Annotated in this window: 29 protein-coding genes, 3 tRNA genes and 1 pseudogene; 11 read left to right on the top strand and 22 right to left on the bottom strand. The window is 63.4% G+C overall.

Translation table 11 applies throughout. The annotated features are described in order from the left end of the window. Window positions 1–11: 11 nt before the first annotated feature. Window positions 12–836, bottom strand: a complete 825-nt coding sequence (locus ACVCL3_RS02310) for a DUF932 domain-containing protein (RefSeq protein WP_113931815.1) — start codon at window positions 834–836, stop codon at window positions 12–14. A gap of 542 nt (window positions 837–1,378) precedes the next feature. Between ACVCL3_RS02310 and ACVCL3_RS02305 the strand changes: the two genes are divergently transcribed. Beyond that, window positions 1,379–2,047 (top strand): hypothetical protein, encoded by a 669-nt coding sequence (locus ACVCL3_RS02305; protein ID WP_113931816.1) that lies wholly within the window; start codon window positions 1,379–1,381, stop codon window positions 2,045–2,047. A gap of 120 nt (window positions 2,048–2,167) precedes the next feature. Here the strand turns inward: ACVCL3_RS02305 and ACVCL3_RS02300 are convergent, their stop codons facing one another. Next, window positions 2,168–2,518 (bottom strand): DUF2958 domain-containing protein, encoded by a 351-nt coding sequence (locus ACVCL3_RS02300; protein ID WP_113931817.1) that lies wholly within the window; start codon window positions 2,516–2,518, stop codon window positions 2,168–2,170. A 280-nt stretch (window positions 2,519–2,798) separates the two neighbouring features. After that, on the bottom strand, window positions 2,799–3,308 hold the full coding sequence (gene radC / locus ACVCL3_RS02295) for a RadC family protein (protein WP_113931818.1): 510 nt from the start codon (window positions 3,306–3,308) through the stop codon (window positions 2,799–2,801). 423 nt (window positions 3,309–3,731) lie between these two features. Between radC and ACVCL3_RS02290 the strand changes: the two genes are divergently transcribed. The 6 genes and pseudogenes from ACVCL3_RS02290 to ACVCL3_RS02265 all read left to right on the top strand — a co-directional run bounded on the left by ACVCL3_RS02290 (window position 3,732) and on the right by ACVCL3_RS02265 (window position 6,976). Further along, on the top strand, window positions 3,732–4,061 hold the full coding sequence (locus ACVCL3_RS02290) for an ArsR/SmtB family transcription factor (RefSeq protein WP_043567001.1): 330 nt from the start codon (window positions 3,732–3,734) through the stop codon (window positions 4,059–4,061). Window positions 4,062–4,072: 11 nt separating this feature from the next. Beyond that, window positions 4,073–4,534 (top strand): ArsI/CadI family heavy metal resistance metalloenzyme, encoded by a 462-nt coding sequence (locus ACVCL3_RS02285; RefSeq protein ID WP_447100324.1) that lies wholly within the window; start codon window positions 4,073–4,075, stop codon window positions 4,532–4,534. A gap of 12 nt (window positions 4,535–4,546) precedes the next feature. Then, entirely contained in the window at window positions 4,547–5,044 is a 498-nt protein-coding gene (locus ACVCL3_RS02280; RefSeq protein ID WP_043567008.1) for an arsenate reductase ArsC, read from the top strand. A gap of 58 nt (window positions 5,045–5,102) precedes the next feature. Continuing rightward, a complete protein-coding gene (arsB, locus tag ACVCL3_RS02275) occupies window positions 5,103–6,149 on the top strand; it encodes an ACR3 family arsenite efflux transporter (RefSeq protein ID WP_439652917.1) in 1,047 nt (348 codons plus the stop codon). Further along, window positions 6,146–6,553 (top strand): annotated as a pseudogene (arsC, locus tag ACVCL3_RS02270) (arsenate reductase (glutaredoxin)); the annotation flags it as partial. The gene arsB and the pseudogene arsC, both read left to right, overlap by 4 nt. Before the next feature lie 66 nt (window positions 6,554–6,619). Then, window positions 6,620–6,976: a GNAT family N-acetyltransferase gene (locus ACVCL3_RS02265; RefSeq protein WP_447107253.1), complete on the top strand. Its 357-nt coding sequence runs from the start codon at window positions 6,620–6,622 to the stop codon at window positions 6,974–6,976. Here the strand turns inward: ACVCL3_RS02265 and ACVCL3_RS02260 are convergent. Continuing rightward, the gene (locus ACVCL3_RS02260) at window positions 6,899–7,219 is read right to left on the bottom strand and encodes a DUF1016 N-terminal domain-containing protein (RefSeq protein ID WP_306582523.1); all 321 of its coding nucleotides are present in this window, start codon (window positions 7,217–7,219) and stop codon (window positions 6,899–6,901) included. The genes ACVCL3_RS02265 and ACVCL3_RS02260 overlap by 78 nt on opposite strands. Before the next feature lie 32 nt (window positions 7,220–7,251). Further along, window positions 7,252–7,578 carry a tyrosine-type recombinase/integrase gene (locus ACVCL3_RS02255; protein WP_429866802.1) on the bottom strand — a complete coding sequence of 109 codons (327 nt, stop codon included), beginning with the start codon at window positions 7,576–7,578 and terminating at the stop codon, window positions 7,252–7,254. 414 nt (window positions 7,579–7,992) lie between these two features. Here ACVCL3_RS02255 and ACVCL3_RS02250 point away from each other — a divergent pair, with 414 nt between their 5' ends. From ACVCL3_RS02250 to ACVCL3_RS02240, 3 genes are read left to right on the top strand one after another with little or no spacing between them, the layout of a single operon-like run. Further along, window positions 7,993–9,135, top strand: coding sequence for a toll/interleukin-1 receptor domain-containing protein (locus ACVCL3_RS02250; protein ID WP_015912904.1), 1,143 nt, complete (start codon window positions 7,993–7,995; stop codon window positions 9,133–9,135). 2 nt (window positions 9,136–9,137) lie between these two features. Beyond that, entirely contained in the window at window positions 9,138–9,719 is a 582-nt protein-coding gene (locus tag ACVCL3_RS02245) for an SLOG domain-containing protein (protein WP_113931820.1), read from the top strand. Window positions 9,720–9,771: 52 nt separating this feature from the next. Next, entirely contained in the window at window positions 9,772–10,257 is a 486-nt protein-coding gene (locus tag ACVCL3_RS02240; RefSeq protein WP_113931821.1) for a TIR domain-containing protein, read from the top strand. A gap of 16 nt (window positions 10,258–10,273) precedes the next feature. Here ACVCL3_RS02240 and ACVCL3_RS02235 read toward each other — a convergent pair whose 3' ends face one another. From ACVCL3_RS02235 to ACVCL3_RS02155, 17 genes are all read right to left on the bottom strand, one after another. Continuing rightward, entirely contained in the window at window positions 10,274–10,936 is a 663-nt protein-coding gene (locus ACVCL3_RS02235) for a uracil-DNA glycosylase (RefSeq protein WP_306582524.1), read from the bottom strand. Beyond that, window positions 10,933–12,069 (bottom strand): nucleoside triphosphate pyrophosphohydrolase family protein, encoded by a 1,137-nt coding sequence (locus ACVCL3_RS02230; RefSeq protein ID WP_113931823.1) that lies wholly within the window; start codon window positions 12,067–12,069, stop codon window positions 10,933–10,935. Before ACVCL3_RS02230 ends, ACVCL3_RS02235 begins: the two co-directional genes overlap by 4 nt. 3 nt (window positions 12,070–12,072) lie before the next feature. Further along, window positions 12,073–12,699: an Nmad2 family putative nucleotide modification protein gene (locus tag ACVCL3_RS02225; protein WP_015912899.1), complete on the bottom strand. Its 627-nt coding sequence runs from the start codon at window positions 12,697–12,699 to the stop codon at window positions 12,073–12,075. Then, on the bottom strand, window positions 12,699–13,166 hold the full coding sequence (locus ACVCL3_RS02220; RefSeq protein ID WP_043567025.1) for a TIR domain-containing protein: 468 nt from the start codon (window positions 13,164–13,166) through the stop codon (window positions 12,699–12,701). The genes ACVCL3_RS02225 and ACVCL3_RS02220 overlap by 1 nt, the downstream gene beginning before the upstream one ends. An 86-nt stretch (window positions 13,167–13,252) precedes the next feature. Continuing rightward, a complete protein-coding gene (locus tag ACVCL3_RS02215) occupies window positions 13,253–13,555 on the bottom strand; it encodes a helix-turn-helix domain-containing protein (RefSeq protein ID WP_043567027.1) in 303 nt (100 codons plus the stop codon). Next, window positions 13,539–13,922, bottom strand: a complete 384-nt coding sequence (locus ACVCL3_RS02210) for a type II toxin-antitoxin system RelE/ParE family toxin (protein WP_043567059.1) — start codon at window positions 13,920–13,922, stop codon at window positions 13,539–13,541. Before ACVCL3_RS02210 ends, ACVCL3_RS02215 begins: the two co-directional genes overlap by 17 nt. A gap of 139 nt (window positions 13,923–14,061) precedes the next feature. Next, the gene (locus ACVCL3_RS02205; RefSeq protein ID WP_073665944.1) at window positions 14,062–15,264 is read right to left on the bottom strand and encodes a tyrosine-type recombinase/integrase; all 1,203 of its coding nucleotides are present in this window, start codon (window positions 15,262–15,264) and stop codon (window positions 14,062–14,064) included. 303 nt (window positions 15,265–15,567) lie between these two features. Beyond that, window positions 15,568–15,641 (bottom strand) — tRNA-Cys (locus tag ACVCL3_RS02200). A 92-nt stretch (window positions 15,642–15,733) separates the two neighbouring features. Further along, window positions 15,734–15,809 (bottom strand) — tRNA-Gly (locus ACVCL3_RS02195). Between the two features lie 142 nt (window positions 15,810–15,951). Next, window positions 15,952–16,027 (bottom strand) — tRNA-Gly (locus ACVCL3_RS02190). Window positions 16,028–16,064: 37 nt separating this feature from the next. Then, window positions 16,065–16,661: a CDP-diacylglycerol--glycerol-3-phosphate 3-phosphatidyltransferase gene (gene pgsA / locus ACVCL3_RS02185; RefSeq protein ID WP_395118548.1), complete on the bottom strand. Its 597-nt coding sequence runs from the start codon at window positions 16,659–16,661 to the stop codon at window positions 16,065–16,067. Window positions 16,662–16,733: 72 nt separating this feature from the next. Continuing rightward, complete coding sequence (gene uvrC / locus ACVCL3_RS02180; protein WP_447100323.1) at window positions 16,734–18,575, bottom strand: excinuclease ABC subunit UvrC; 1,842 nt, start codon at window positions 18,573–18,575, stop codon at window positions 16,734–16,736. Between the two features lie 47 nt (window positions 18,576–18,622). Beyond that, window positions 18,623–19,399 (bottom strand): 3-deoxy-manno-octulosonate cytidylyltransferase, encoded by a 777-nt coding sequence (gene kdsB, locus ACVCL3_RS02175; RefSeq protein WP_447100322.1) that lies wholly within the window; start codon window positions 19,397–19,399, stop codon window positions 18,623–18,625. A gap of 63 nt (window positions 19,400–19,462) precedes the next feature. Next, window positions 19,463–20,773 carry a 3-phosphoshikimate 1-carboxyvinyltransferase gene (gene aroA / locus ACVCL3_RS02170; protein WP_447100321.1) on the bottom strand — a complete coding sequence of 437 codons (1,311 nt, stop codon included), beginning with the start codon at window positions 20,771–20,773 and terminating at the stop codon, window positions 19,463–19,465. Then, on the bottom strand, window positions 20,770–21,858 hold the full coding sequence (gene pheA, locus ACVCL3_RS02165) for a prephenate dehydratase (protein ID WP_395118556.1): 1,089 nt from the start codon (window positions 21,856–21,858) through the stop codon (window positions 20,770–20,772). Before pheA ends, aroA begins: the two co-directional genes overlap by 4 nt. Window positions 21,859–21,924: 66 nt before the next feature. Further along, window positions 21,925–23,010, bottom strand: a complete 1,086-nt coding sequence (gene serC / locus ACVCL3_RS02160) for a 3-phosphoserine/phosphohydroxythreonine transaminase (RefSeq protein ID WP_447100320.1) — start codon at window positions 23,008–23,010, stop codon at window positions 21,925–21,927. A gap of 69 nt (window positions 23,011–23,079) precedes the next feature. Then, window positions 23,080–23,847: an FHA domain-containing protein gene (locus tag ACVCL3_RS02155; RefSeq protein ID WP_447098859.1), complete on the bottom strand. Its 768-nt coding sequence runs from the start codon at window positions 23,845–23,847 to the stop codon at window positions 23,080–23,082. 80 nt (window positions 23,848–23,927) lie between these two features. Between ACVCL3_RS02155 and ACVCL3_RS02150 the strand changes: the two genes are divergently transcribed. Further along, window positions 23,928–24,203 carry a polyhydroxyalkanoic acid system family protein gene (locus tag ACVCL3_RS02150; protein ID WP_395118562.1) on the top strand — a complete coding sequence of 92 codons (276 nt, stop codon included), beginning with the start codon at window positions 23,928–23,930 and terminating at the stop codon, window positions 24,201–24,203. Window positions 24,204–24,297: the final 94 nt, after the last annotated feature.

Raw genomic sequence — 24,297 nt, 5'->3', positions numbered from 1 at the left:
CGCGTGGGGATTCAGGCTTTCAACTGGCGCAGGCCATCGGCCAGCAGCCACAGGGCGCGATTCAGGCGCACGCTTTGGTCGATGCCCTGCACGGGCCGGGTGGTCTGGCGGCGACCATTCGCGGCGCGGGCGGACAGGCCGCCTTTGGTCAAGTTCTCCTGCGTGCGGTTGAACACGCTCCACAGGTCGCGGCGGTCGTCGTCATGGCGGCGCGGCATCAGGATTTGCGATTCCGTGATGGGCGCGGGCCTGTCCTCGTCGTACTTCAACGCCAGCGCAGCGCGGGCGAACACTTCCGATTCCCCGGCGTCCAGCGTGATGGCGCGCATGGCATCGCGGGATTCCTGCGCACGGTCGAAGCCATGCAGGACTTCGTAAGCGCCTTCGATGACGTGCCCGGCTACGTCGCCCTTGTGGGGCACGCGTACGTCGGCCACGGTGTCGCCGCAGACAAGGCCATTGCTGCACACGAAGCGGAACATCCCGGCCAGCATCTGATAGCTGCTGGTACCGTCATGGGAGTTCAGGAGAATGATTTCGTTGGCCTCGCGGCCGTTGATCTGGCTGGCGTGGCGCAGCCGGATCATGTGCTTGGTGTAGTCGCGGCGGTCGTCGTGGCGCACGCGGGTCTGCGTCACCATGAAAGGCTCGAAGCCTTCCCCGCGCAGTTCTTGCAGCACGGTCGCGGTGGGGATGTAGCTGTACCGCTCGGAGCGGCTTTCGTGCGGGGCGTCCGCGAAGATGGACGGGGCCACGGCGCGGATTTGGTCATCCGACAAGGGATAGTCGGAACGCAGCACCGGCGAACGGGAAGCGAAACGGGATGCGAGTTGCATGGTCTTTCTCCTGACAAAGAAGGGTTTGCTGTTCACACCGCACACCGGATTCCTAGATTCGGAGCCCAGCCTTTCGGCTGTTCGGTGCGGTCGGCACGAGGAACCCGGTTGGCCCTGTTGCCACCGTCTTTCCTGAGTTCATCGCCCGCGACGGTCAGGAGCGCGCGGACGGGGGCCGTCAAGGAGGCAAGCGCAGGGTTGGTGCGGCCCGCAGGCGCAGCCGAGGACACGGCCCTGCGCGCCTTGACGGCACCCGGCCGCGGGCTACAGTCGCGGACAAGGTGATGGAGTCAGGGAAGACGGCTGGACATGGCAACGGCCGCCTCGATATGCAGACCGCACGGCAAGCGAAGCGCGCAGGCCCGAAGCTGGAAGCCGGGCCGGAGGCGTCAGGGATGTGGAAGGCTGGCGAATGCCAGTCCCGTAAGGGATGAGCGAACAGCGAACCTGGAGCAGCGCGGTCCGCGAAGCGGAGACGCACAAATTGCTCGTTTATTCTCTACGCTTGATATGTGTGACTTGAACTCAATGACGAGAAGAAAATGAAGATGATGCACGCCAACGAGATTCGCGCAGGCGACGTTCTGCTTTGCTATAAAGATGCAAAAATCGACCCGGTTGGGAAGGGCATCACTCGCGTTACGGACAGCGAATACACGCACGCCGCAATTTGTATCGGACCTTGTGTCGCGGCAGAAGCAACGGTCTCAGGCGGCGTAGGCAAGGTTCAGATTGAAGACCTAATCAAACGCTACGATCATGTCGCAGTGTTCCGCCAACCCGATGCGTGGCGACCGCCAGAGCGCGTTCAAGCCATGAACGCTTTTGTAGATTCCATCGTGGCGTCCGGGGCGAAATACAACCTGCGCGACGTGGTGACTTTCAAGAAGAGAAGCGACGTTCACCAGCTTTCACTCACTGAACAGCTCCATGCGTTCTTCAATGGAACGTACACACCCGCACCTATCGAGAAAGGCCGCTATTTTTGTTCCGAGCTTGTAGCGAATTGCTTTGTCGTCACTGGATTCATAGACCCGAGCGCGGCCGTGATTTACAAGTCGAATGTCACATCGCCGGGTGCGTTGGGACGAGATCCCACGTTCGGAACTTTCTGCGGGTATGTTTCGAGTGTGCCGAATTACTCGGTGCCGGCTACGGATGAGTTTTTCAATCACTCAACATTTGATGAGATATTTGGCGGCGGCGCATAGCCACGAACCGCTGCGTTGTCGGCTGACGGCGTTGAAGTGAAGTCTGATATTTGCTGCTGATGCAGGCGCCGCAAAAAGAAAAGAAAGCGCGTCACCCCGAAGGGCGACGCGCTTGCGAGGTCACACGATGACCCTTCCCGCCAGCCGCGCATCGCGCGCGTAGGCGCTCAACCGCTTCTCGGCGCGGAAGGACAAATCGCGCTCGATCAGCAGGCCCAGCCCGCCGCGCACCGTCGCCAGCTCGCCCAAACTGACCCAGCCGATTTCCGGCATTCCCAGGCCCAGGTCGCAAAGACCGAAGGCGTGGTCGTGGTCATCGGGATCAATCTCGGTCAGCAGCCAGGTCGCGCCGGCATCTGGCGTGAACAGCTTGACCACGGGCGCCGGATCGAAGTCCGGGTTCTCCAAGGATTCGCGGCCGTTGGCCAGCAGCATGATGTGCTGCTCGTCGGTGATGAGTGCGTTGTTCATGGTGAACTCCTGAAAGGTTGCCGGGCGGAATTGCCCGACCCTTCCGGGGCACGGCGCAGCGCAAGCAGTCAGGGGTCAACGACGGCCGCCAGGACGCAAGCGCCAACGGCGCGCTGCCCTTGACGGCGAGAACGCCGTGGCACGATGAAGGAACAGCAAGACCGCCTCCCTCGCACCCCCCAAGCACACCGGCTTTCGGCAAAGTACGTAGCACGCGCAGGCCCGCGAGGGCCGGAGTTGCCCACCGGGCACAGCAAAAAGGGGGCCGAAGCCCCCTTGGTCAGATCAGGCCGCGTTCGGCGAAGGACGTAGTGCTGTCGCCCGCCACGATGATGTGATCCAGCGTGCGGACATCCACCAGCGCCAGCGCCTCCTTGAGCCGCTGGGTCAGTGCCTTGTCAGCGCCACTCGGCTCTGGATTGCCGCTCGGGTGGTTGTGCGAAACGATGACCGCCGCCGCGTTGAGCCGGAGCGCCTCCTTGACCAGCTCGCGCGGATACACCGATGCGCTGTCGATGGTGCCGCGGAACATCTCCGCGTACTCGATCAGGCGATGCTGCGTATCGAGGAACAGCACCGCGAACACTTCGTGCTCGAAGCCAGCCAGCTTGGCGCGCAGGTACTCCTTGACTGCCGCCGGCGAACTGAACGAGGCACCACGCTGCATCTTCTGCTCGATGGCGTGGCGCGCGGCCTCCAAAATCTGGTCTGCCGTCGCCAGCAGGTAGCGGCCCTGTGCGTCACGCACCATCAGCGAGGCATCGAACGAGGAAAAGGACAGTTGCGACATGATCGTGCTCCGGTTGCTCGGGCGGAATTGCCCGGAACCGTGGCCAGCACGGCGCAGCGCAAGCAGTCAGGGGTCGCAGACGGCCGCCAGGACGCAAGCGCGCACAAGCGCGCGCCGCCCTTGACGGCGAGAACGCCGTGATACGGTGAAGGGAACAGCAAGACCGCCCACACCCCGCCCACTGCACACAGTCGGCTTTTGGGGCAAGCGGAGCGCGCAGGCCCTCAAGGGCCGGAGGCGTCAGGGATCAAGCCGGATGGCCGCGATTCGGCACGAAGCGCGGGGCGCAGCCCGCGAGCCCGACGGCGGTACGCCGGTACGCCGGTACGCCGGGACGCCGGGACGCCGGGACGCCGGGACGCCATGCAGTTCTGCCTACTGATGACTTGCACAATGATTCAATAAATGTTGTATTATCGAATAATGAACGAGACCCAAGCTGTTTCCGCCCTGAGTGCCTTGGCCCATGCCCAGCGTCTGCGCGTGTTCCGCGCCCTGGTCGTCGCCGGCCCCGAGGGTTTGACGCCCAGCATCCTGGCCGACCAGCTCGACGTGGCCCGCAACACCCTGTCCTTCCATCTGAAGGAGCTGGCGCACGCCGGCCTCGTCACGATCGAGCAGCAGGGCCGCAACCTGATCTACCGCGCCGAGTACAGCCGCATGAACGGCCTGATCGGCTACCTGACCGAGCACTGCTGCCAGGGCGGCGTGTGCGAGGTCAGCCCGTCTTCCGCCATCTGCACCACCTGCTGAAAGGACTTCCCATGAAACGCTTCCACGTCCACCTGAACGTCGATGACCTGAACCGCAGCATCGGCTTCTATTCCCAACTGTTCGCCGCGCAGCCCGCGCGCACCGAGAGCGACTACGCGAAGTGGATGCTCGAAGACCCGCCGGTCAACTTCGCCATCTCCACGCGCAGCGGCAAGCCGGGCATCGACCACCTGGGCATCCAGACCGACGATGCCGAGGAACTGGCTGGCCTGAAGGCCCGCGCGCAGGCCGCCGACATGGCACTGCTCGACGAAGGCACCACGACCTGCTGCTACGCGCGCAGCGAGAAGCACTGGATCACCGACCCGCAAGGTGTGGCCTGGGAGCATTTCCACACGCTGGGCAACATCCCCGTCTTCAACGAAGCATCCCAGCCCGCAAGCGGCGCCGCTGCGGCGTGCTGCGCGCCAAGCGATGGCCGCGCCGCGAAGCCCGCTGCATCTTGCTGCTGACGCGAGGCACGCATGACGACTGAAGCCACCTACAACGCGCTGTTCATCTGCACGGGCAATTCGGCGCGTTCGATCCTCGCCGAAGGCATCCTCAACGAGCTGGGCAAGGGCCGGTTTCACGCCTGGTCGGCGGGCAGCCATCCCAAGGGCGAAGTCCATCCGCTGGCGCTCGCCACGCTGGAGCGCCTGCATCTGCCGGCGACCGGCTACCGCAGCAAGAGCTGGGACGAGTTCGTGGCGCCGGATGCGCCGGTGTTCGATTTCATCTTCACCGTCTGCGACAACGCCGCCGGTGAGGCGTGCCCGCTGTGGCCGGGCGAGCCGGTATCGGCCCATTGGGGCGTGCCCGACCCAGCGGCCGTCGAAGGCACGGAGGAACAGCAGCGCAAAGCGTTCACGGACGCCGCGATCACGCTGCGCCGGCGCATCGAGCTGTTCCTGTCGCTGCCCCTGAAAAGTCTCGATGCCATGTCCTTGCAGCGCGAGCTGCGCGACATTGGCCGCCAGTGAGGCCAGCACGATGACCGCAGGAGCCGATACCGCCGGCCGCGCGCCGGCGGCGCCCGCCATGAGCGTCTTCGAGCGCTACCTGACCGTGTGGGTGCTGCTGTGCATCGTCGCGGGCATCGCCCTGGGCCAGCTCGCGCCCGGCGCGTTCCAGGCCGTCGGCCGCATGGAAGTGGCCCAGGTCAATCTGCCGGTCGGCCTGCTGATCTGGATCATGGTGATCCCGATGTTGCTCAAGGTGGACTTCGGCGCACTCGGCCAGGTGCGCCAGCACTGGCGCGGCATCGGCGTGACGCTGTTCGTCAACTGGGCCGTCAAGCCGTTCTCGATGGCGCTGCTGGCCTGGCTGTTCATCCGCCAGGTCTTCGCCGACTGGCTTCCGGCCGACCAGCTCGACAGCTACGTCGCCGGCCTGATCCTGCTGGCCGCCGCACCTTGCACGGCGATGGTGTTCGTCTGGAGCCGGCTGACCGGCGGCGATCCGATGTTCACTCTGTCGCAGGTGGCGCTGAACGACACCATCATGGTCTTCGCCTTTGCGCCCCTCGTCGGGCTGCTGCTCGGGTTGTCGGCCATCATCGTGCCCTGGGACACGCTGCTGACCTCGGTGGTGCTCTACATCGTCATCCCGGTCATCATCGCGCAGGTGTGGCGCCGAGCGCTGCTGCGTCAGGGCCAGGCGGCGTTCGACCGCGCGCTGGCGCGCATCGGTCCACTGTCGATCGCGGCGCTGCTGCTGACGCTGGTGCTGCTGTTCGCCTTCCAGGGCCAAGCCATCCTGCAGCAGCCGCTGGTGATCGCCATGCTGGCGGTGCCGATCCTTATCCAGGTGTTCTTCAATTCCGGCCTGGCCTACTGGCTCAACCGCAAGGTGGGCGAGAAGCACAGCATTGCCGGCCCCTCGGCGCTGATCGGCGCGAGCAACTTCTTCGAGTTGGCCGTGGCAGCGGCCATCAGCCTGTTCGGCTTCCACTCCGGCGCTGCGCTGGCCACCGTGGTCGGCGTGCTGATCGAGGTGCCGGTGATGCTGCTGGTCGTGCGCCTGGTCAACCGATCTCGTGGCTGGTACGAACAGGCCCCGCGCAACGCAGCGAGACATCCGGCATGAGTATCGTCACGATCTATCACAACCCGGATTGCGGCACGTCGCGCAACACGCTGGCACTGATCCGTGCAAGCGGCATCGAGCCCACGATCATCGAGTACCTGAAAGCGCCGCCTGACCGGGAAATCCTGAAGGCACTGATCGCGCGGATGGGCATGCGCGTGCGGGATGTGCTGCGCGTCAAGGGCACGCCCTACAAGGAATTGGGCCTGGACGCCATGCATTGGAGCGACGACCAGTTGATCGACCAGATGCTGGCGCACCCGATCCTCATCAATCGGCCCATCGTGGTGTCTGCGCTGGGTGTGCGGCTGTGCCGTCCTTCGGACATTGTGGTCGAGCTGTTGCCGCAGCGGCAGGCAGGCGAGATCCGCAAAGAGGACGGCACGCTGCTCCTCATAGACGCGCCAATCGCCGGCGGCGATCCCGACCTTGCCCTGGCGCTGCAGGGGGCCGGGCTTCCCACGGATGACTTGACCGAGCCGGGACGCCGATTCTTCGCCTATGTCACGGTGTCAGGGGAGCGCGTGGGCTTTGGTGGCTTCGAGCGCATGGGCCAGAACGTGCTGGTGCGCTCCTTGGTGGTACTGCCGCAAGCGCGCCATCGCGGCATCGGCGGCGGCATGCTCGCGCTGCTGCTGCGCCGCGCCTTCGACGAAGGGGGGCGCGAAGCCTGGTTGCTGACCACGACGGCCGCGCCGTTCTTCGAGCGCGCGGGCTTCAAGCCGATGGAGCGTACAAGCGCACCGGCTTCAGTACCGGCGACGCGGCAGGCTGCGAACTTGTGTCCTGCCAGCGCGGCGTTGCTTAGGCGGTCGATCCATCTGTAGTGCAGAAGGGCGAATTTCCGAGGACACTGTCTCGGATTTCTCGGCGGGCAGCCCGTTCCCCGATTTCCGAGACAGTGCCTCGGAAATCACAGGCCGGGGGTATGCGGCGAAGAACCGCCGCATGTTCTCCAGATTGTCCGGGCTGAACCCGCGACCGAAGCGCACGGTCAGGTCGGCGGACAGCCGGGCAATCAACTGTTCGCCATATCCCGCGCGACGCTTGCCCTGTTGCTCGGCCTCCACGATGCGGCGGCCAATCTCTCAATAGCTGGCCGTCATGCCGTCGTGGATGCCGGCGTAGCCGGCAGGCAGGGGCGGCACCTTTTACTGCTTTGGGCATCCGGGCGCTCATGTCGTGGCCTCCTGGGGCTGGCGCTGCCGCGCCTTCGTGATGGTCTGGCGCCGGGGGTCGCCACCAGCTCGGCCGCCTGGCGCACAGGATTGTCCTCGGTGTGGACGTAGCGCATGAACATAGCCACGGTCTTGTGCGCTGTCAGCGCCATGCCGACCTTGAGCGGCACGCCCGAATTGGCAATGTCCGTCGCCGAGCGGTGGCGGATGCCGTGGGTGCCGACCTTCGGCACACCGGCACGGTCAAGGATGCGCCGCCACGCCTGATAGTAGGAGTGGAGGCTTAACGGCTTCTTGTGATCGAGGATCGCGGGGCAACCGGGCCCAGCACGGCGCAGCGCAAGCTGTCACAGGGTCGAAGACGGCCACGGCCGCAAGCGCCGAAGGCGCGAGGCCCTTGACGGCGAGAACGCCGTGGTACGGTGTAGGGACAGCAAGACCGTCTCCATGCGACGCATGAACTCTGGCAAGCGGAGCGCGCAGGCCTGTCCAGGCCGGAGGCGTCAGCGATGGACGCCCGTAGGGGCGAGACGCCAACGGTGGCTCGATGCGAAGTACGACAGCGCGGCCCATTCGGGGACGCCCCAAAATCGGGTATCTTTAGAAACAACAGATTCCCGTATTGGGTCTCGCTTGGTTAGAACACTGCCATTGCAAGGAACGGCATGCCAGCCCTATATCAACTTGCCCTGCTTGGAACACCAACTGCAGTTCAAATTTCCGAACTTGAAGAAGTCATCGGAAAGGCTGTCGGCATGTTCAATTTGCGGTTGGGGCATGAGATTGGATGGGAGGTTTGTCCCGATGAATTCAATCCAGACCAACAGCGATCGTCTGCTGCGGCATTTTTCGGAGGTCATGAGCCTCCTCTTGCCAATGTGGCAAGACTGCTGGCGCGAGGCATCCCATTGCTCCCGGTCGCCTCTGACGTCAATCGAGTCAGTGCAGAAATCCCCGCATTGCTGCAGCCGCTCAACTGCTTAGCATACGCCGCAGGTGGGCCGCAACGTGTCGCGTCTGCTTTGCTGGAGTGTGCTGGGCTCCTTCCTCGACAGCGCCGGGTGTTCGTAAGCTATCGTCGGGGCGAGGCTAGGGAAGCAGCCTTGCAGCTATTCGATGCGCTGTCTGCTCGGCTATTTGATGTATTTCTCGATACACATGGTATTCCACCTGCAGAAGATTTCCAGACAATGCTATGGCACCGGCTTTGTGACTCGGATGTCCTGCTGATGCTCGACACGCCAGGATATTTTGAAAGCCGTTGGACGAGTGCTGAGTTCGGACGCGCTTTGGCCAAAGGCATCAGCGTCTTGCGGGTCGGTTGGCCTGACACAACGCCTTCTGCGCGCACGGCAACGGCCAGTCGGGCGGAACTGTTACCTGAAGAAGTCGATCCGACGACCGGACGCATCGCAGACGGTGCGGTGGATCGCATTTGTCTTCAACTGGAGGAAGTTCGCAGCCAGAGTCACGCGGTTCGCTCTGTCAACCTCGTAAGCAATCTGCGCAATGCCATTCAAACAATCGGCGGCCAAGTCGTCGGAGTGGGCGCCAATAGAGCTGTATATGTCCAACTGCCCGATGGGCGGAATGTAGTTGTTTATCCAACGGTCGGTGTTCCCACGTCAACTACGCTGCACGATGCGTCTACGAACTCACCGGAACAATCCGTTGCCGTGGTCTACGATCACGTAGGTCTGCATCCCAGGTGGCTGGGCCATCTGGACTGGTTAGGACAGCACATTCACTCCGCTAGGTGGGTTAAAGCCAGCGAGGCGGGTTGGCAATTCGCGGACTGGGAGGCGTAGCCATGAGTGCAATCTTCCTCTCGGCCAGCGTGCCACTTGTAGGGCGTGGCACTTACCACGAAACCGCCGATCCATTTCTTATCCAATGTGCGGTGAGAGAACTGGTCATAGCAGTCATTCGCCAGCACAAGATCGTGTGGGGTGGGCATCCTGCGATTACCCCGATGATTTGGAGCATAAGTGAAGACTTGGGGGTCGACTACTCGCAGTCTGTTGTCTTGTATCAGAGCACGTTCTTTGCAGAAATCTTCCCTGAAGAGAACAAGCATTTCCAAAATGTAGTCTTCACCGATGCAGTCCCTAATGACAGGGCGGCAAGCTTGCTTGTCATGCGCGAACAGATGCTCTCGCGTGAGGACTTAAGCGCTGCTGTGTTTATTGGTGGAATGGATGGGGTAGAAGCTGAACATGAGCTTTTCAGGCGCTTCCATCCTGCAGCCAAGGTGCTCCCGGTGTCCTCGCCAGGCGGAGCGGCGCTGAATCTCGCCAAGGACCATAGCTATTTCACCGGGGAAGCGCTTGTCGATGTGGACTTTGCTCAGCTCTTCCATGAGCATCTGGCGGTGCCCTTGGCTGGCAAGTAGAGTCAGTTCGTTTCCCGATCCCGTGCTCTAAAAAATCAACCGAGGATTATTCATGCCACGGAAAGTTTTCTACAGCTTTCATTATCAACGCGACAGTTGGCGCGCATCCAAGATACGCAATATTGGGGTTGTAGAGGGCAACCCGTCAGCAAGCGATAATAAATGGGAAGAAGTGAAGCGAGGCGGTGATACCGCGATCAAGCGCTGGATTGACGATCAATTGCAAGGGCGGACATGCACAATTGTTTTGGTTGGTGCGGAAACGGCAAATCGCCCCTGGATTCGATATGAGATTGAGCAGTCATGGAACAGCGGAAAGGGACTCCTGGGGATACGTGTCCACAAGCTCTTGGACCACAACCAGCAACCATCAGTGGCAGGGGCCAATCCGTTCGACTCATTTACCTTGAACGACGGTAGAAAGCTATCCTCCGTCGTCCGCGTCTACGATCCGCCGGGAGGCACCAGTAGCGCGGTCTATACCTCCATCAGCGACAGCCTGTCGAGTTGGATCGAAGCAGCGATCGCCGCTCGCTAGAAGTCAGAACATCTCGTCAAAACAACGATCCGGTACTCATTGGTTGCCCATAGAGTTCCGAGATTTGCGTCTGGAACTGTGTCTGTCCTCCGTAGCTAGGGTGCCTCACGCAAATTACCGGTACAGAATCCGTGATGCGATGGGCCGCAGCGGTGGCATCATTGCCGATGGCAACGATGCGAGAAGGCTTCAGCAAGACAATGAGTTGTTGGAGCAGTTCTTCGCCGGCGCGTCTTTCGTGCGCGTTGTGCTGGCGGTTGGTGAATGGATCTCCAGATTCATGCGGATGAAGGGGAAAGACATTCCAGAGGAAGATGCGAGCATCAATGTGTTCTAGCATGCCCCATATGACCGCCGCGGTTCGTTCAGCTACAGCACTTCCTATCGTCGGCCGCTCAGCGATCAGATCGAGATTCCAGCGCTTGGCGTGCTGGCTCATGTGAACGTCGTCAGTCAGGGCTAGCCCAGTGCGGCGCCCTCCGCGATATCCGAGGTCTCTCCCGATCCAGATCGCATCTACAGGCTCCTCTGTTGCACGACGCAACATGGCGGAAAGTGCTGCAGCACGGCGACGCGGCGCATCGCGCCGATCATGGACTTCACATCGATCCGAATACGGATTGAAGCAGTCTTCGAATTGCAGCGAAGCAACTGCCTCAACGAATGGGTGGATGTTCATTTTTCAGACTCAAGTGGCATGTATTTGATGGTGCGTTGTTCTCGGTTTCCAATGATCCAGCCGCCTTGATTTTCCTTAAGCTGTCGGAAGACCGCATACCCTTCCAAGATGGCCTTTTCCCAGAGCTTCAGTGGGCACTTCTCTACCTCGTAACCACTCACGAACTCGCCGATGGTCTTGAGAATTCCGAGTGAGACCTTTTCCTGGTTCTCGAAGAAATTCAATTCTTTGGCTCTTGAGAAAATCCAAGCTGAAACCCCTTCTTCAACGACGATGGCTCGACCGCTGTCCTGCTCTTCATCGAATTTCGGATTGCTCTTTCGTTTGTGTTTGATCAATGCCCGCATCACGGGTGACCAGTGCAGGATCGCCGCATTCGCAAAATGGAAGACGTCATGGAACCGGTAACCATCGCGGTCGGCAATGTTGTCGGTTAAGGGATCTCCAATGAATACGCCATTCCATTGGAGATAACTCTTACCACTGCCTCGTTGATTGACTCGGATTCTGAATTCTCTGGGTAGCTGTTCCTCGATTCCAAATTTACTGTCGAAATCAAGGTCAACCAGATCATCTGCTTGTGGTTCCAAGAACGCGCCGCGCGCTTTCCGAAGGTTGGCGCGAGCCACTTCCGAAAATGCTAGTTCGGCCGCATGGATTGCATCCAGGTAAGCCCGCGCGAACGCGACCAAATCAGTGCGCGCAGGGGTGCTTCCCATTAGGGCTGCTGCTGACTGCCCCAAACGTGCCAGGGTGGCATCTAACGATGCAGTCGCCGCAATAGGCACTGCGATATAGGCCAATGCACCTTCAGCGATATCACTTGCAGCGCCAACATTCTTAAAATTTCCGTGGTTGGCGGCTTCCCCGAAGATATCCTCAAGAGGGATATTCAGGCGCCTGCAGATTGCAGCCAAGTACCAAAGAGTGTCGCCGAATTCTTCTTCCGCCGCTCTCTTGTAGCCAGGGTATGCTGATTTATCTCGAACGTGCTTTTTGGCCGTGGCCATTATTCCGCCAACTTCTCCATATAGCCCTTGGAGAACCGGATTGAAGTCGTTCGGATTGAGTACGTCTGTGGCTGCAATTCCCGCAGCGTAATCCGAGAGCAAGAGGGAGCCTTCCTTTTTCATCGGTCACCTGCGAAGAGTCAGCCATTCGAATGGGGCGCCTTGGTAGCCGCTCACTGCCAAGTTGCGAATCCATTGCTCAAGATTTCCAACCAATTGCGCATCGTCAAAGGCTGTGAGGCCTATTCCCGTTTTGCATAGAGGGCGACCTTGCTGATCTTGCAATTCATCAGGAAACGCAGGGCCCTCACCCCCGAAATATACGAAATCGTTGCTGATCAAAACCCTGTTGACGCCTGTATCACGGGCCACATGGTCAGGGTTGAGCGAGCCATCGGGGCGGGAGTGAAATGAGTCTCGCTGCTGCCAAGCAACCCCAGCCGCAGCCCTGAAGTAGATGTTGTCCCCGCAACTTTGCTTCCGGCTGCCATTGCGGTACGGCTTCTTGGATTCAAACCGCGGGTCTCGGCCATACTCGTCAAATGTCATTGCTTCGGTGACCCGCATCGCATACACGAGATGCCCACCGCGTCGGACACTTCGATCATTGCTTCCACTACCGACCACCCAATCGCCGATGTCAGCGCTTCTGCGGATACTGGGTTTGCAAGTCGCGAGCGTGCAGTAGCTATAGAAGGGGTTGGGTGCAAAACCACTGTCGTACCGCACTACATAGGAGTGAATACGTGTCATCAGCAGGGATGCCGCTTGAGTGGAACCGGGTCGCAGGCACCGCCGTCAGGCTTTTCCCACGAGTCCTTCCCGTTGATCGCGTCAATGATTGAATCACCGTTCCACCCAACCAAGGCGTCCGCATGTTCTTTCAGCGCATCTGGTAGGTCGCATTCCTTCTCACCATGCTCCCAAACACCAACAATGCGCTTGCCCTGTTTGGCCGCATATTCGATTTCCCAGTTCACCCAATCGCTGTTCTTGGTTTGGGGAGAGACATAGCAAATGAACACCCCAGCCCAATTGATGGCAGGCGCAAGGATCTGCGTCTTTATGTAGTGCTCATCAGTGGCATTGTTGAACTTTCCTGTATGGATCGAGGAATCCCGGACCTCCAGACCTTTCGGAGCCAACAAATCCTTGAGCTTCTGGAGCCCATGATCGTCCTTATGGACATGGCTGATGAATACATTCCTTTTGTCTGCCATCTGTCACCTCCATGGTTTTGCATGTTTTGAAGATCGTAACCGGGTTTGTGGCTGGTGCAGTAGGGGCTACTGGCCAGCTTGCTCGCTTAAAGAATTGCCTGTAGTCCCTTGTCGGCGATGACGTTGAGCAGCTTGAGGGTCGGCCCGGTGGGATGGGTTTCGCCTTGCTCCCACTTGCGCACGGTCGAGGCCGACGTGTGCAAATGAAGAGCAAACACCGGCTGGCTGAACTTCAAGGCTTCGCGCAGACGTTTGATGTCGGCAGCACTGAGTTGCCGCACCGGCGGCGGACAGATCGCGTCGAACTCGCGCATCGTCACCTTGCTGATCGCTCCCGCTTCGTGGAGCGCAGCCAAGTCGCCACGCAGGGATTCAATGATCTTGCTCACAATGCACCTCCAATAACGCGCCCGACCGCAACGCCTTCGACAAAGCCTCCGCGGACAGTTCCAGAAACACCTTACCGGCGAACTGCAGCGCCTTCTTCTCGTCTTGCGTGATGTTCGCCTTGTCGCTCTTGGGGAACCCATGCAGGAACACGTAGCGGCTACCGATGCGGGCCGACAGCAGCGTGCGGTAACCACCGCTCTTGCCGCTGCCGGGGCGTGCAACCCGCTTCTTATAGAGGAAGCCGCCCAAGTCCGCTTCAATCAGACCGCTTTCCATCTCCTGAACCGCTTTGCACAAGGCGGCATCAGGCAGCTTCTCGCTTGCCTGCCACCGCGCAAAGTCCTTTCGCTTGAGAACGCGCTTCATCTTGACCTCCAAACTATACCCGAAACGGGTACACTTTTCCAGACCCCCGCGCGATGCCCGGGCGGGGAGGGTCGCTGGGCAGATTGTCGTGACAGCGATACGACAATCTGGGCCGACAGGGCTGACCGCTGGCCACTGGTCATGTGGTCACCTCTTTCGGCTCCTGGCGCATGCCGATGACCGACTTGCGCCGGCTGGCCACCAATTCGGCCGCCTTACGTACCGGGTCGTCCTCGGTGTGGACGTAGCGCATGAACATCGCCACGGTCTTGTGCGCTGTCAGCGCCATGCCGACCTTGACCGGGATGCCGGAGTTGGCAATGTCGGTCGCTGAGCGGTGGCGGATGCCGTGGGTGCCGACCTTCGGTACGCCGGCGCGATCAAGGATGCGGCGCCATGCCTGGTAGTAGGAATGGGGGCCGAGTGGTTTGTCGTGATCGTTGATGGCTGGACAGATGTAGGGCGATTTGCCATAGCGAGGTGCGTTCGTCAGCAGCCGACGGGCTTCCTCGCTCAACGGCTTCGACATATCGCCCGTCTTGCTGTCCGGCCAGACAACCCGGCCATTGGGCAAGTCGAGCCAATCCCACTGCAACAGCAGGATTTCCGACATGCGGGCCGCGAACTCGAATTGCAGCCGGACAGCCAGCAGGTGGATCGGATGCTCCAGTTCCTCGGCCTCGGCCTTGTCCAGATAGGCGAACAGCTTGACCATCTGTTCGTCGGTGATGAGGCGGGTCGAGCCTTTCTCCGGGTACTTGGGCACGTGGCGGCAGGGATTCGAGCCGTCGGGCCGGTAGCCCCACAGCTCGGCCAGGTTGAACATCTTGCGGACAAGCGACAGCACGCGATTGGCCTGCGTCGGAGACTTCTCCATGCGCTTCATCAGCGCGGTGATGTCGTGGCGTGTGACCTCGTGAACCTTCTTGCTGCCGAAGGCCGGGATGACGAAGCTGTCGATCTGGTACTGGTAGCCGGCCTGCGTGCTGGGCTTGTTGTGCGGCCTGGAGTGGTCGTCCATGAACCGGCCGCACAGCTCCTTGACCGTCGGCGCCTTGCGGGCCTCGGCCTTGTCGAGTCCGGGGTCGCCGCCGCGCCGGACTTCGGCCAGCCAGTCTTGTGCCAGCGATCGGGCCTGTTCGACCGTCAGCTCGCCGAACTGGCCGAGGGCGGGCTTGCGCCGCACGCCGGAGTTCGTGCGGTACTGAACCATAAAGACCTTGCGGCCCGTTGGTGTTATCTTGCACAAGAAGCCCGGAACGAGCGTATCCCGGAGTTCCACGTCGCAGGTTTGCGCCTGCGCCGTGTCAACGACGGACTTGGTGAGTTTGATCTTTGCCATGAGGTGCTCCTGAAAGGCCCCGATTCCAGGGGCCGGCTAGGAGCCAGGCGGAGGGGAACCGGGGCGGTTTGCATCGCGCACCGGGATATGATCGAAGGCATTGGTCTGGCGGAAAACCTGCTACAGCAAGCCTCATCCAAGTCCAGCGTTAGCACGGTGCGGATGCCATGCTCTGGCTTAAAATCCCTCGGCCGCAAGGCCATGCGGGTTCGACCCCCGCCCCGGGCACCAGCCACCGCCAGACAGCAAAAAGCCCGCCGATGGCGGGCTTTTTGTCGGGCTGCCGTGACAGCCGCGATGCAATGGAGGCCTAGGTCGGAATCGAACCGGCGTACGCGGATTTGCAGTCCGCTGCATGACCACTCTGCCACCAGGCCGTTGCTTGATGCACGCGATCATCGTGACACGGAGATGATCGCATATTCCCCGGAAAACAAAACCCCGGCGATCCGGGGTTCCGTGCAAATCCTGGAGCGGGAAACGAGACTCGAACTCGCGACCCCGACCTTGGCAAGGTCGTGCTCTACCAACTGAGCTATTCCCGCATCGGAGCCGCAAATGATAGCAGAACCAGATCGCTTGTGAATAGCGCCCGGCCCTCCCGCGTGCGTCCCTGCGCCATGGCTGATGGCCGGAAACGACAAGGCCCTGAACGAGTCAGGGCCTTGCGTCGCCACGGGCGAAATCTGGAGCGGGAAACGAGACTCGAACTCGCGACCCCGACCTTGGCAAGGTCGTGCTCTACCAACTGAGCTATTCCCGCATCGGAGCCGCGCATTCTAATACGTGAAACGGTGTCGTCAAGTCGGTTTGCCCGAGGCGTCGTCGCGCAGCATCGGCCAGGCTGCGCGCAGGTAGTACAGCCCGGACCAGATGGTCAGGATGCCGGCGATCACCAGCAGTCCTTCGCCGATGTGATACAGCCGCAGCGCCGTGGCTTCCTTCTCGTGCTGCACGATGAGCACCACCAGCGCCACCATCTGCATCACGGTCTTCAGCTTGCCGATCATGGCGACTTTCACGGTGGCGCTCATGCCGATCTTGGCCATCCATTCGCGTAGCGCCGACACGCTGATCTCGCGCCCGACGATGACCGCCGCGGTCACCGCCATCAGGATGCCGGACCAGCCGCTGCTCGGATGCGACTGCACCAGCAGAAACAACGTCACCGCCACCATCAACTTGTCCGCCACCGGGTCGAGAAAGGCGCCGAACGCCGAGGTGAGCTTCATCCGCCGGGCGAGATAGCCGTCCAGCCAGTCGGTGATGGCGGCCAGGATGAACACGATGGCGGCCGTGATGTTGTGGCCACGGAACGGCAAGTAGAACACCACGACCATCACCGGCAGCAATGCCACGCGGAAAAGGGTCAGCCAGGTCGGCAAATTGATGCGCATGGTTCGTCCTGAGGATTTGTTGCAGTTTCGCACGCCGGCATGCCGCTGCCACGTGATGGTACCTGCCGGCATTCAGCCATGCAGGCTGGCATAGATTTTCTCGGCCAGGTTTCGGTCGATGCCCTTCACCTGCATCAACTCCTCGACGCCGGCTGCCTCCACGCCCTGCATGCCGCCGAAGGCCTTCAGCAGCAACGACCTCCGCCGCGCCCCGATGCCCGGGATGTCCTCCAGCACGCTGCGCTCGCGCGCTTTCTCGCGCCGCTTGCGATGGCCGCTGATGGCAAAGCGATGTGCCTCGTCGCGCACCGCTGCGACCAGGTGCAGCGCCGGCGAGGACGAGCCGGGATGCAGCTCGCGGCCCACGCTGCCCGCCTCATGTCGCGCCAGCACCAGGGTTTCCTCGCCGGCGCGGCGGCCCGGCCCCTTGGCCACGCCGACCACCTCGATACCGTCGACACCCAGGTCGCACAACACCTCCAGCGCCTGTGCCACCTGGCCGCTGCCGCCATCGATCAGCAGCACGTCGGGACGCACGCCCTCGCCTTCGGCCACCTTGCGGAAGCGTCGGGTCAATGCCTGGTGCATGGCCGCGTAATCGTCACCGGGCGTGATGCCGGCGATGTTGAAGCGGCGGTAGTGCGATTTCTCGGGGCCTTCCGGGCCGAATACCACGCACGACGCTACCGTGAGCTCGCCCATGGTGTGGCTGATGTCGAAACATTCGATCCGGCGCGGCATGCTGTCCAGCCCCAGCACCTTCTGCAGATCGTCGAAACGCGTGCCCAGCGTCTGCCGGCTGGCCAGCCGCGCGGTAAGCGAAGCTTGGGCATTGCGCTCGGCCATCTGCAGGAACTGCGCACGATCCCCGCGCACGCTGGACTTCAGTTCCACCACATGACCGGCGTGCTGGCCCAGCACCTCGGCGAGGAGGGCCTGGTCGGGCAGCGCCATGCCGAGGATCAGCTCGCGCGGCACCGGCCGGTCCAGGTAGTACTGCGCGATGAACTGCGCCAGCACGTCCGCCGGCGTGGCGTCCAGCGGCAGCCGCGGGAAGAAATCCCGCGTCCCCAGGCTGATGCCGTTGCGGAAGAACAGCACGCTGACGCAGGCCATGCCGGCCTCGATGCGACAGGCGAGCACGTCCATGTCGGCGCTGGCCCCGCGCACGTGGTGCTGCGCCTGCAGCTGGCGCAGCGCGGCGACCTGGTCGCGCAGTTTCGCGGCACGCTCGAACTGCAGCGACTGGCTGGCCTGCTCCATCGCCGTGGCCAGTTCGTCGATCACCGCGTTGCTGCGCCCCTCCAGGAACATCTCGGCATGGCGCACGTCCTGGCGATAATCCTCGACGCTGATCAGCCCCACGCACGGCGCACTGCAGCGGCCGATCTGGTACAGCAGGCACGGGCGCGTGCGGTTGCGGAAGTAGCTGTCCTCGCACTGGCGCACCTTGAACAGCTTCTGCATCAGGTTGAGGCTTTCGCGCACCGCATGGGCGCTGGGGTACGGCCCGAAATAGCGACCCGGCAGGTTCTTTGCGCCGCGGTGGAAGGCCAGCCGCGGATAGTCCTCGCCGCTGGAGAGGTAGATGTAGGGATAGCTCTTGTCGTCGCGCAGCAGGATGTTGTAGCGCGGCTTGAGCGACTTGATCAGCTGCGATTCCAGCAGCAGCGCCTCGCCCTCGGTACGCGTCACCGTGATCTCGACGCGGGCGATCTGCGCCACCATCGCGGCGATGCGCGCCTCTGTCGGCGGCTTCAGGAAATAGCTGCCGACGCGCTTCTTCAGGTTGCCGGCCTTGCCCACGTAGAGCAGCTCGCCGGCCGCGTCGAAGTGGCGGTAGACGCCCGGCGAAGTGGCGAGCGTGCGTACGAAGGCCTTGCCGTCGAAGGGGGGCGGTTGCGGGGACTGCATGGGAGGATTCTAGCGGCAGCACATGGCGACGCTCCCGATATGGAGCCTCACGGGTGTGAGCGCAACCACAGCTCGGCGCGTTCCAGATCCGCCTCGGTATCGATGCCCGGGGGAAACGGCTCGGGTGTCAGCCGCACCGCGATCGCGTGGCCGTGCTCGAGCACGCGCAACTGCTCCAGCGATTCGGTCTGTTCCAGCGGCGTGCGCGACAACTGCGTGTAGCGACGCAGGAACCCGGCCCGATAGGCATAAATGCCGATGTGGCGCAGGAACGGAGTGCCGGACGGCAGCGCGTGCCGGTCCGTCGCGAACGCATCGCGCGCCCACGGCATCGGCGCACGGCTGAAATACAGCGCGCGCCCGTTGCCGGTGCGCACCAGTTTCACGACGTTAGGATCGAACAGCTCCTCGGCGTCGATGATCGGCGTGGCCAGCGTGGCCACCGGCGCATCGTCACCGGCCAGCGCCTGGGCGACGGCGCGGATGCCGGCGGCCGGCGCGAACGGTTCGTCGCCTTGCAGGTTGACCACGATGCTGTCGTCGGCCCAGCCAAGCTGCTCCGCGCACTCGGCCAGCCGGTCGCTGCCGGAGGCGTGGTCGCGGCGGGTCATGCAGATCTGCACCTCGCGCTGGCCGGCCAGCGCCTCGGCGATGCGCTCGTCGTCCACCGCCACCACCACGCAGCTGGCGCCGGCTTGCAGTGCGCGCTGCGCCACGCGCACGACCATCGGCACCCCGCCGATGTCACGCAGGGGCTTGCCCGGCAGCCGGGTCGAGCCATGCCGGGCCGGGATGGCCACGATGAACGAGGGGGAAAGCGACATCGGTCAATCCTTGGGGTGCGCGCCGGCGCGGACGATCACGATACAACGAGTGCCGCGCCAGGTTCAGCACGCCTCGCGCAGGGCAAACCCGCAGCCGTTGGCCAGCTCACGGAAGCCGGGGAACGAGGTGGCCACGTGGCGGCAGTCGTTGATCCGCACCGGCCCGGTCGCGCGCAAGCCGGCCACCGCGAAGCTCATCGCGATGCGATGGTCGGTGAGGCTTTCCACCGTGCCGGCGCCGATCGGGCCGCCGTCGATGACCGCGCCATCCGGGGTCTCCTCGATCGCCACATCCAGCGCGCGCATGCCCGCCGCCATGGTGGCGATGCGGTCGGATTCCTTCACCCGCAACTCGGCCGCGCCGCGGACCACCGTGCGTCCCGACGCCGCGGCAGCAGCGATGAACAGGATGGGGAGTTCGTCGATCATGTCCGGCACCAGCGCGACGGGCAACTCGATGCCATGCAACGGCGCATGGCGGACCACCAGGTCGCCCACCGGCTCTCCGCCGGCCTCGCGTTCCCGCTCCACCACGATGTCCGCGCCCATCAGGCGCAGTGCCTGCAGCAAGCCGGTGCGGCGCGGATTGAGGCCTATCCCCGGCAGGCGCAGCTGCGAACCCGGCACGATGCTGGCGGCAACCAGGAAGAATGCCGCCGACGAGAAGTCCGCCGGCACCTCGACGTCGACCGCACGCAAGGCGTGGCCACCGTCGAGCCGGACACGACCCGGCGTGAACTCGATAGGCCACCCGAACGCGGCCAGCATGCGTTCGGTGTAGTCGCGGGTCGGGTGCGGTTCGAGAATCTCGCTCGTGCCTTGTGCATACAGGCCGGCCAGCAGCAGGGCGGACTTCACCTGGGCGCTGGCCACCGGCAACTCGTAGCGGATGCCGCGCAGGGTGTTGCCGCCGTGAAGCCGCAGGGGCGGCAGGCCGTCCTGGCTGTCGATGCGCGCGCCCATCCGCGCCAGCGGGTCGGTCACCCGGCGCATCGGTCGCTTCGACAGCGAAGCATCGCCCACCAGCACGCTGTCGAACGCCTGCCCCGCGAGCAAGCCAGCGAGCAGACGCATGCCGGTACCGGCATTGCCGCAGTCCAGCGGCTGCGTGGCGGCATGCAGGCCGTGCAGGCCGACGCCGTGAATGACGCGTTCACCCTCCGTCGGAATTTCGATGCGCACGCAGAGCTGGGCCAGTACCGCGGCCGTGGCGCGCGTGTCCTCACCCTCGAGAAAGCCGCGAATATGCGAACGCCCCTCGGCGATGGCCGCCAGCATCAGCGCCCGATGCGAGATCGACTTGTCGCCCGGCACGGCGATGCTGCCGTGCAAGGGACCACCTGCGCCGCTGAGCCAGTCCAGCCGTGCGCTCAAGGCAAGGCCACCGGGTAGGAGCCGAGCACGCGGATCGACGCGGCCGACTCGCCGATGTCGCGCACGGCGGCCTGCAGCGCATCGTCGTCAATGTGGCCGGACACATCGATGAAGAATGCGTACTGCCACTTGCCGGTGTGCGCCGGGCGCGACTCGATCCGGTTCAGGCTGATGCCGTGCTTCGCGAACGGGCTGAGCACGTCGTACAGTGCGCCCGGCTTGTCGTTGACCGTGACCAGCAGCGAGGTGCGGTCGTTGCCCGAGGGCGGGAACAGCGTGCGGCCGATCACCAGGAAGCGCGTGGTGTTGTCGGCGCGGTCCTCGATGCCCTGCGCCACCGTCTTCAGCCGATAGACCTTGCCTGCGCTTTCGCCGGCGATCGCCGCGACATCATCGGCATGCAACGCCAGCCGAGCCGCCTCGGCATTGCTCGACACCGCGATGCACTCGACGTCGGGCAGGTTGATGCGCAACCAGGTTTTGCACTGCTGCAGCGACTGAGCATGTGCGTAGATGCGATGCACGTCTTCCAGCCTGCCGCTGCGCGAGTGCAGGCACTGGTGCACGCGCAGCTCGATCTCGCCGCAGATGGTGGCCTCGGAAGTGAGGAACATGTCCAGCGTCACCTGGATCATGCCCTGCCCCGAGTTCTCCACCGGCACCACGCCGAAATCGGCGTGCCCGGCGGCGACCTCCTGGAACACTTCCTCGATGCTGCCCAGCGGCAGGCCGTAGGCGGCATGGCCGAAATGCTTGCGCACGGCCTGTTCGCTGAAGGTGCCCTCCGGGCCGAGGAAGCCGATCTTCAACGGGTCTTCCTGCGCCAGGCAGGAGGACATGATCTCGCGGAACAGGCGCACCATCTCGGCATCGGACAGCGGCCCCTGGTTGCGGTCCACCACCATGCGCAGCACGTGCGCCTCGCGCTCGGGGCGGTAGTAGTCGATCGCCGAAAGCCCCTCGCCCTTCACCTTCGCCACCGTGCGGGCATGGTTGGCGCGCTCGGAGATGAGCTGCTGGATCTGCCGGTCGATGCTGTCGATGCGCTCGCGCATCTCGCTAAGCGGAGTCTTGGGGTCGTTCATGCCTTGGCCGTCTGGATGGAAAGAAGTCCATTTGCACGCGAGCATCCCATGCTCCGCGAATGATGTTCAACCATGGCGCGTGGCGAAGTCGCGCATGAAAGCGACCAGCGCCTCGACCGCCTCCAGCGGCACGGCGTTGTACAGCGATGCGCGCATCCCGCCCACTGCCTTGTGCCCCTTCAGCGCAAGCAGCCCGGCGGCCTCGGACTCCTGCAGGAATGGCGCATCCAGCGCACTGTCATGCAGGGTGAATGGCACGTTCATGCGCGAACGCGCGGCCGGCTCCACCGGATTGCGGTAGTAGCCGCCGGAGCCGTCGATGCTCGTGTACAGCAAGTCGGCCTTGGCGCGGTTGGCTGCACCCATCGCGGCCAGCCCGCCCTGCGCCAGCAGCCACTGGAAAGTGAGCCCGGCAAGATACCAGCCCCAGGTGTTCGGGGTGTTCAACATCGAGTCGGCCGCGGCATGGTCGGCATAGCGGAAGATCCGCGCCATCGGCCGGCCCGCTCGTTGGAGCAGGTCGCGACGGATGATCATCAGCACCAGTCCGGACGGGCCGATGTTCTTCTGCGCACCGGCATAGACCAGGCCGAATCGGCGCACGTCCAGTGGCGCGGACAGGATGTTGGAGGACATGTCCGCGACCAATGGCACCTCGCCTGTCTCGGGCACGTCGGGGAACTCCACGCCGTGGATGGTTTCGTTCGGCGTGTAGTGCACATAGGCGGCGCGCGGATCGAGCTGCCAGCTTTCGCGCGGCGGCAGCTGCCGATAGCCGGCGGCCTTCGCGCTGGCGGCCACGTTGACCCGCACGTACGGCGCTGCCTCGCTGATCGCCTTGGCACTCCAGTGGCCGCTGTCGATGTAGTCGGCGCTTTCCCCGTCGCCCGCCAGGTTCATGGGGATCTGGGCGAACTGCTGCGTCGCGCCGCCCTGCAGAAACAGCACGGCATGGTCAGCAGGGATACCCACCAGCGCGCGCAAGTCCGCTTCGGCCTGCGCGGCCATGGCGATGAAGCGCTTGCCGCGATGGGACTGCTCCATCACCGAAGCGCCGCTGCCCTGCCAGTCGGTCAGCTCGTCGCGGGCACGTTCGAGCACGGCCAGCGGCAGCGCGGCGGGACCGGCACTGAAATTCCAGACTCTGCTCACGGGGTTTCCTGCGGCGTCGAGGTTGTTCCGCATTATGCCGCGGCGCAACATGCTTTCGTCAACCAGTGCTCAGAAGCGCACCAGCAGCACCAAGGCGATGGCCAGCGCCAGCGCGGCAGCCGTGGCGATCAGCCACCACACCTCGCCGGAAGGCCCGGCCGCTGCCTCGGGCAAGGGCGTCGCCCGCGGCGCGGATTCGACCGGTTCCGGTTCGGGTTCCATGCCGGGAGCCTCGAGTACGAAGCGGTGCATCGCCACGCCAATCTGGTCGCCGTCCTGCAGCGCCACGCATTGGGTCGCGACGCCGTTCACCCGCAACGGATGCCGCGCCGAGGGCAGGGTCGACTCCAGCATCAGCCGGCCCTCCTGCCAGCCGATGCGCAAGCCCACCGCCTCGCCCGCCGGCAGGCCCGGCAGGCAACGGCCGGCGGGACCGAACTCGAGCCCATCCTGCACTGGCAGCAGCCGCCCGGACAGCGGTCCGGCGACCGCGCGCAGCGCCACGATGCAGCGTTCGTGCGCCGGGACCTGGCGCGGCTCACGCAGCGCGGGATCGTCGTCGTCGCGCAGCAACATGCGGCAATCGCCGATGCTGACGACGTCGCCCGGACGCACCAGCGCACGCTCGCGCACGGGCCTGGCGTTGACGTAGATGCGGTCGGCCGAGGGCAGCACCTGGAGCACCCAGCCGCGACGATCCTGCTCGATGCGAACGTGCCGCGCGGCCGCCTGGCCGGCGGCCAGCACCAGGTCATTGGCGGCGTCGCTGCCGATGCACAGTCGCGCCTGCGTCCAGCGGAAATCCTCGCGAGCGGCATTGGGAAATTCGATGCGCATGGCGTGCCAGGTCGATCAATCGCGAGACTCTACCATGCGCCTGCATCGCAGTAAGATGGCCGCTTTGCCGGAAGCATGCCATGCCGAGCATCCATATTCGCCGCGCCCACCAGTTGTCGATCGCCGAGGCCCGCGCCCGCGTCGAGCAGGTGGCCGCGCGCATGCACGAGAAGTTCGGCCTGGCCGGCGACTGGCAAGGCGACACCCTGGGTTTCTCGCGCCCCGGTGTCACCGGTTCCATTGCCGTGGAGCGCGAGGCAATCGACGTGCAGGCGAGGCTGGGCATGATGCTGACGCCGCTGACCGGCATGATCGAACAGGAGATCCGGCGCAAGCTGGAGGAGCTGTTTGCCTGAACTTGCGACGGCCTTGATGATTCTTTAACCACGCCGCCATTCGTGGCATAATCGACGGCTTACGCAGCCATCTCGGCTGCGCGTGAAGCCCGGG

Source organism: Rhodanobacter sp. UC4437_H4 (genome assembly GCF_052978425.1).
The sequence above is the reverse complement of the archived record's forward strand: the minus strand, read 5'-3'. Positions and strand labels throughout refer to the sequence as shown.

Bases quoted from the DNA above. Each gene is read 5' to 3' on its own strand.
- ACVCL3_RS02310 (WP_113931815.1), bottom strand. From the start codon at position 836: ATGCAACTCGCATCCCGTTTCGCTTCCCGTTCGCCGGTGCTGCGTTCC.
- ACVCL3_RS02305 (WP_113931816.1), top strand. From the start codon at position 1,379: ATGAAGATGATGCACGCCAACGAGATTCGCGCAGGCGACGTTCTGCTT.
- ACVCL3_RS02300 (WP_113931817.1), bottom strand. From the start codon at position 2,518: ATGAACAACGCACTCATCACCGACGAGCAGCACATCATGCTGCTGGCC.
- radC (WP_113931818.1), bottom strand. From the start codon at position 3,308: ATGTCGCAACTGTCCTTTTCCTCGTTCGATGCCTCGCTGATGGTGCGT.
- ACVCL3_RS02290 (WP_043567001.1), top strand. From the start codon at position 3,732: ATGAACGAGACCCAAGCTGTTTCCGCCCTGAGTGCCTTGGCCCATGCC.
- ACVCL3_RS02285 (WP_447100324.1), top strand. From the start codon at position 4,073: ATGAAACGCTTCCACGTCCACCTGAACGTCGATGACCTGAACCGCAGC.
- ACVCL3_RS02280 (WP_043567008.1), top strand. From the start codon at position 4,547: ATGACGACTGAAGCCACCTACAACGCGCTGTTCATCTGCACGGGCAAT.
- arsB (WP_439652917.1), top strand. From the start codon at position 5,103: ATGAGCGTCTTCGAGCGCTACCTGACCGTGTGGGTGCTGCTGTGCATC.
- ACVCL3_RS02250 (WP_015912904.1), top strand. From the start codon at position 7,993: ATGCCAGCCCTATATCAACTTGCCCTGCTTGGAACACCAACTGCAGTT.
- ACVCL3_RS02245 (WP_113931820.1), top strand. From the start codon at position 9,138: ATGAGTGCAATCTTCCTCTCGGCCAGCGTGCCACTTGTAGGGCGTGGC.
- ACVCL3_RS02240 (WP_113931821.1), top strand. From the start codon at position 9,772: ATGCCACGGAAAGTTTTCTACAGCTTTCATTATCAACGCGACAGTTGG.
- ACVCL3_RS02235 (WP_306582524.1), bottom strand. From the start codon at position 10,936: ATGAACATCCACCCATTCGTTGAGGCAGTTGCTTCGCTGCAATTCGAA.
- ACVCL3_RS02230 (WP_113931823.1), bottom strand. From the start codon at position 12,069: ATGAAAAAGGAAGGCTCCCTCTTGCTCTCGGATTACGCTGCGGGAATT.
- ACVCL3_RS02225 (WP_015912899.1), bottom strand. From the start codon at position 12,699: ATGACACGTATTCACTCCTATGTAGTGCGGTACGACAGTGGTTTTGCA.
- ACVCL3_RS02220 (WP_043567025.1), bottom strand. From the start codon at position 13,166: ATGGCAGACAAAAGGAATGTATTCATCAGCCATGTCCATAAGGACGAT.
- ACVCL3_RS02210 (WP_043567059.1), bottom strand. From the start codon at position 13,922: ATGAAGCGCGTTCTCAAGCGAAAGGACTTTGCGCGGTGGCAGGCAAGC.
- ACVCL3_RS02205 (WP_073665944.1), bottom strand. From the start codon at position 15,264: ATGGCAAAGATCAAACTCACCAAGTCCGTCGTTGACACGGCGCAGGCG.
- pgsA (WP_395118548.1), bottom strand. From the start codon at position 16,661: ATGCGCATCAATTTGCCGACCTGGCTGACCCTTTTCCGCGTGGCATTG.
- uvrC (WP_447100323.1), bottom strand. From the start codon at position 18,575: ATGCAGTCCCCGCAACCGCCCCCCTTCGACGGCAAGGCCTTCGTACGC.
- kdsB (WP_447100322.1), bottom strand. From the start codon at position 19,399: ATGTCGCTTTCCCCCTCGTTCATCGTGGCCATCCCGGCCCGGCATGGC.
- pheA (WP_395118556.1), bottom strand. From the start codon at position 21,858: ATGAACGACCCCAAGACTCCGCTTAGCGAGATGCGCGAGCGCATCGAC.
- ACVCL3_RS02155 (WP_447098859.1), bottom strand. From the start codon at position 23,847: ATGCGCATCGAATTTCCCAATGCCGCTCGCGAGGATTTCCGCTGGACG.
- ACVCL3_RS02150 (WP_395118562.1), top strand. From the start codon at position 23,928: ATGCCGAGCATCCATATTCGCCGCGCCCACCAGTTGTCGATCGCCGAG.